Raw genomic sequence first — 4,859 nt, 5'->3', positions numbered from 1 at the left:
CTCAATGACAAGGGCAGGGTAGCAGACTATTTCAATTTAGATTCATTCCAGAGCTGATCCATTTTTTCAAAGTTATCTGCATTCATGTCAAGATTTTCAATTTTCATATTTTCTTCGATATATGAAAATCTTTTCATGAATTTTGAATTGCACCGGTGCATAGCCTCGGCCGGATCAATTTCCAGATAACGGGCAATGTTAACCACTGAAAATAAGAGATCTCCCACTTCTTCCAGAAGGTGTTCTTTATTGCCTTCATCCACTGTTCGGACTTCTTCAATTTCTTCGTGGACCTTATCCCAGACATTATTTATATCAGGCCAGTCAAAGCCGACTTTTGTGGCCTTTTTTTGAAGTTTATAGGCCCGTTCCAGAGGAGGGAGGCCTTTACTGACTTTATCCAGAATTGATTTTTTAGGAGCTCGTCCTTCTACATGGACCTTGATATCTTCCCATTGTTTCAAGACTTCATCAGAATCCTTCACAGACTCTCCAGCAAAGACATGCGGGTGCCTTCTGATCAGTTTTTCAGTGATTCCATCCAGCACATCTGATATTTTAAATTGACCTTCCTGTTGCTTTATATAGGCAATCATTGTTACCAGTAAATAGACATCTCCCAATTCTTCCATCAAGTGGGCATCATCTTTCCCCCGAATGGCATCCACAGCTTCATATACTTCTTCAATAAAGTCGGAGCTTAATGTTTCGGCTGTCTGCTCTCTGTCCCAGGGACAACCTTCGGGAGATCGCAGATTTTCAATGACGCCACAGAGTTCTTCAAAACTGTGTTTTCTTTCTTTTTGATTCATTATATTACTCCCGGTTTTAGGTAGACAGAATATATATTATCAGAAGTTGCGACAGCTTCTAATCGTTATGATATCGGCTGGCTTTGCCAAAGATAAACAAAGAGATTGATGCTAAAAGCATAGCGGATGCAATATTAAAGAGATCCATGCTGCTACTGATGACAACGGAACTCAACAGAGCTCCCAGAAAAGCACCGATAACAGAAACAATAATGGCTCCCCAGATGCGTCCCAGATACTGATGCTTGAGAATATACACACCAAAATAAGCCACACAAAACCCGCAGATGATATAGAGTAGAATAAAATTCAGTTTAAAAGATCCCAGCATTTTTTACCTCATTAATATATTGCATCACTCATATTCTGCTGCAGTATGGTTCCCAGATGCACAGGAACACTCATCATGGGCTGCAGAGTCGTACTACTGATGCCGTAACTTATAGCCACAAATGCAATCTCAATATTTTGTAAAATCGCGCCTGTTCTATTTTTGACATCCAGAATATCTACGTCATTACTATAACTATAGTTATTGATAAAACTCTTGAAGGTACCGCTCAGCGTTCCGGAAGTATACCGGGTATACCTTGCAGGGACAGCGATGGAATCTGTCATTACCAGGCCATTCATGGTAAAGACAGGATCTGACTCCTGATTCAATGCTCCGGTAAAATCAATCTGAAGAATGTCTCCGCTCTCAGACCAGGGAATCTGAGGATATGACACAACGTTATTTCCTAAGATTCCGAGCTGATAGAAATTCAAATCCCTGGGAAGAGATTCGCCGAAAGGCAGCTCTGTGCCGGCAGTATTTTGATAATAGTCCGGATCAAAGAGTTTCTCATCCTCACGGATAAGATTCTCTCCAGTATTGTAAATTTTATAATAGATCACATAGCCGTCAATGATGGGGTCATCAGGAGTTCTGAAACCAACCGCATAATTGCTCGAGCCATAATATACAGGCGGCTCAAGAACCTTATAAACAGGTAATCCGCAACTGAAGAGAATGACAATGCAGAGAAAAATAAGAGTGATTAAGTTTTTCGATAAATCAGAGAATCTCAAGCCCATCCTCGAAACCAATCAATTCATAGATCCTGACCGGTTTTTTCTTGCCCTTTACTCTGATATCATCCAGCTCTCGGCAGATAGCCCCCTTGTCTTTGATATGATCATAGGTGGACTCACTGATGACAATGCTGGTGTAATACTGCTTGTTTATCCCCTCCAGGCGAGAGGCCAGATTGACGTGGTCACCCATTACGGTGTAATTCATCCGCCCTTCACTTCCCATATTTCCAACTGTGGATATCCCCGAATTCAAGCCGATGCCGATATGGATCTGTTTCTCCGGAGGCCATTCCAAATTCAAACGGTCCAGAATTTCCATCTGTTTTAAAGCGCATTTACAGGATAAAAGAGCATGATCTTCCTGAGGTATTGGTGCTCCCCAGAAACACATGATGGCATCACCGATGTATTTATCAAGAGTACCCCGATAATCCATGATGCAATCTGTCATGGCCGTAAGATATTCATTGAGGAGCTGAACCAGTTCCTGAGGCGACATTGTTTCTGATAAGGTTGTAAAACTTCTGATATCTGAGAAGAATATAGTCGTGTCGTTGTCGACTCCCCCCAATTCTGGAGGTGTTTCCATCATCCTTTCTACCATAACAGGACTGACATATTTCCCGAACATCACCTTGATTCTCTTCTTATCCGATTCTTCCATGATCACACGGTACAAAACAACAGCGATATAGATGAAAAAACTTCCAATCCCGGGTGCGGAGAAATTAATCATTAAATTTTTAAATTCAAAGAGAATGGAGATGACAATAAACTGGGCAAAAATCAGAAAAACAGTCAGGATCAATGACCAGCCGGGCCCAATCCGGGAAGTAATGAAGGCAATGATCATCATTGATAAAAAGAGTATAAGCGTATTAATCCAATAAGGGACTTCAAGGAGAAAGTTATCCATCAGGATCGTATTCAACGCATTCGCATGGATCTCGACACCATACATTAAACCGTAGGGAGTCGTTTTCTCGTCATCCGCAATTCCCTGTGCAAAGGCTCCGACCATAAGAATTTTATTATCCACGGCCTTCGTCCTCGGCCAGGAAGATGGATCCATCCCGGGAACACGTGAAGCATATCCGGAATAGGAGCGCACAGGATAGGTTTGATAGCCTCCCCGTGAAGAATTCGACCTGAGGCCCATATAGTTAATGAGCATCTGACCACGGTCATCAATGGGGATTTTGATATCCTTGACTAGGCGGGTTTTGCCTTCAGTGAGAAGATTCCCTTCTGCATCCACTTCGGGAAACTCATCGGTAATAATGTAGGGTCCCCATTGGGCAGTATCTGAATCAAAATATTCCACATCATGAAGGATGATGTATTCATCCAGAACAACTTCCAGATCGGAAAGTTCTTTGTTAAAATAATTCACTGCCAGAGAGAGAGTTATGGAAGGAACAAAATGATCTTCAAGGTGATAAACGACAAAAAAGGATCTGTCCGGATTCCCGTCTTTGTCGCTGTCTTCAATTCTGGGTGCAGATTTTTCCTGCACATCCTTTTTCAGCTGATTGATGATTTTATCGGTCAGGGGATACTCAATGGTCTGATACTGTCCGTCTTTGTCCACCCAGGCCAATCGCTCTTGATTTTCCAGATTGAGAGTAAAAGAAGTGGTCAAATCTTCGACTTCAAGAGTTTCCAATTCAACACAGGATTTCGCAATCAACTGCTGCCGTCTGTATCTCTTGTCATAATCATCGTAAAAATTGGCATGACCATATCCATAGCTGGCCCGTCCATAGGGTTTTAAGGGAGACTGCAAGCCATAATATTCAACAACTCTTGTCGTATCGCCCTGTACATTGGAAATTTCGCCATAGGTATCATAGAGGATTTGTTGTCTTCCAAAGAATTCTTCCGCTTCATTGGCTGCCATGGGTGTTTTCTTCAGAACGGTCTCAGTAAAAACCCTGCCATTATTCTTTATGGCTTCTGTTAAAATGACATCGTCATAGGCGTTGTTATCGGGCTCAATAAAAAAGATATCCAGGAATAAGGCAGATTCCCGCTGAGTCTGATCCTTAATCCTGGAAAATGCATCCAGCAGATTAGCGTGCCGATAACGCTCAAAAGGCCATCTTCCAAAGGCATTAAGGCTGTTAAAGTCGATTCCGACAATCAGTATATCAGGAGAAATATGAGGATTCCGTTTTTCAATGGTAACACCCTCTTGAATTCTGGTCTGCTCAAACACGGTTTTTAGATTAAAATGTAAATCAAGAAGTTTGTGCTCCATGTGGTCAAAAATCGAAGTAACTTCGGTCAGACCCCAGAAAAGGAAGAAGAAAAGAAGTCCTAAAACAAGGCTGAAATACTTAACATTCAGAATTTTACTACGGTTCCTTCCCTCTCTTGCCATTGAGCACTCCCTTTTTCTAACTAATTAATAATCAACTACGGGCATTTAATGCAATTATACGGCTTTTCGCCAGGTTAGTCCAACTTGAAGAGCTATAGTCGTCGCTTATCCGGTTATAATATTCCTGAGCTTTAACAGGATCTCCCAGGCCTTCATTCAAGCGGCCCATATTGAAAAGTGCCTCAGGAATATCAGCAGAGAGATCTTTGTATTCGGCGATAACTCTTTCAAGAAGAGTCAGTGCAGTCTCAATGTCGCCAGATTCCTCTTCCATGGCAGAAGCGTTTAACAGAGACACAGGGGCCATATAACTATCAGGGAAATTATCGGCAATGGCAATATAAGAAGCAGCGGCTCCCGTCCAGTCACCCTCTTCTGCCAAAACCTGTGCTTCCGCATTCAATGCTCTCATGTGAGCATATAATCCCTTATAATCGTTCCCGGCGGCTTCAATAAGAGAAGACAATTCCTCTTTTACAACGGCTTTGTCCTCATCAGCAGCTGTCAGATAAACGTTTAATTTGGATTCAATAACCTCAGCTGCCAGCACTGACTTCTCAGCTTTTTGATTTCCGAGATATTCGAAG

The 4,859-nt window shown here is 42.1% G+C and carries 5 protein-coding genes; all 5 read right to left on the bottom strand.

What is annotated here, in order from left to right; translation table 11 throughout:
* Nucleotides 1–26: 26 nt before the first annotated feature.
* Nucleotides 27–812: a nucleoside triphosphate pyrophosphohydrolase gene (gene mazG / locus PF479_RS04350; protein ID WP_298002582.1), complete on the bottom strand. Its 786-nt coding sequence runs from the start codon at nucleotides 810–812 to the stop codon at nucleotides 27–29.
* Nucleotides 813–870: 58 nt separating this feature from the next.
* Entirely contained in the window at nucleotides 871–1,143 is a 273-nt protein-coding gene (locus PF479_RS04345; protein WP_298002580.1) for a hypothetical protein, read from the bottom strand.
* A gap of 11 nt (nucleotides 1,144–1,154) precedes the next feature.
* Nucleotides 1,155–1,883 carry a hypothetical protein gene (locus PF479_RS04340; RefSeq protein ID WP_298002578.1) on the bottom strand — a complete coding sequence of 243 codons (729 nt, stop codon included), beginning with the start codon at nucleotides 1,881–1,883 and terminating at the stop codon, nucleotides 1,155–1,157.
* Entirely contained in the window at nucleotides 1,870–4,272 is a 2,403-nt protein-coding gene (locus PF479_RS04335; protein WP_298002576.1) for a CHASE2 domain-containing protein, read from the bottom strand. The genes PF479_RS04340 and PF479_RS04335 overlap by 14 nt, the downstream gene beginning before the upstream one ends.
* A gap of 31 nt (nucleotides 4,273–4,303) precedes the next feature.
* The coding region (locus tag PF479_RS04330; protein ID WP_298002573.1) for a tetratricopeptide repeat protein at nucleotides 4,304–4,859 on the bottom strand (556 nt) is incomplete at its 5' end.

Source organism: Oceanispirochaeta sp. (assembly GCF_027859075.1).
In the GTDB taxonomy this organism is placed as follows: Bacteria; Spirochaetota; Spirochaetia; order DSM-2461; family DSM-2461; genus Oceanispirochaeta.
The sequence above is the reverse complement of the archived record's forward strand: the minus strand, read 5'-3'. Positions and strand labels throughout refer to the sequence as shown.

Bases quoted from the DNA above. Each gene is read 5' to 3' on its own strand.
- PF479_RS04335 (WP_298002576.1), bottom strand. From the start codon at position 4,272: ATGGCAAGAGAGGGAAGGAACCGTAGTAAAATTCTGAATGTTAAGTAT.
- PF479_RS04345 (WP_298002580.1), bottom strand. From the start codon at position 1,143: ATGCTGGGATCTTTTAAACTGAATTTTATTCTACTCTATATCATCTGC.
- mazG (WP_298002582.1), bottom strand. From the start codon at position 812: ATGAATCAAAAAGAAAGAAAACACAGTTTTGAAGAACTCTGTGGCGTC.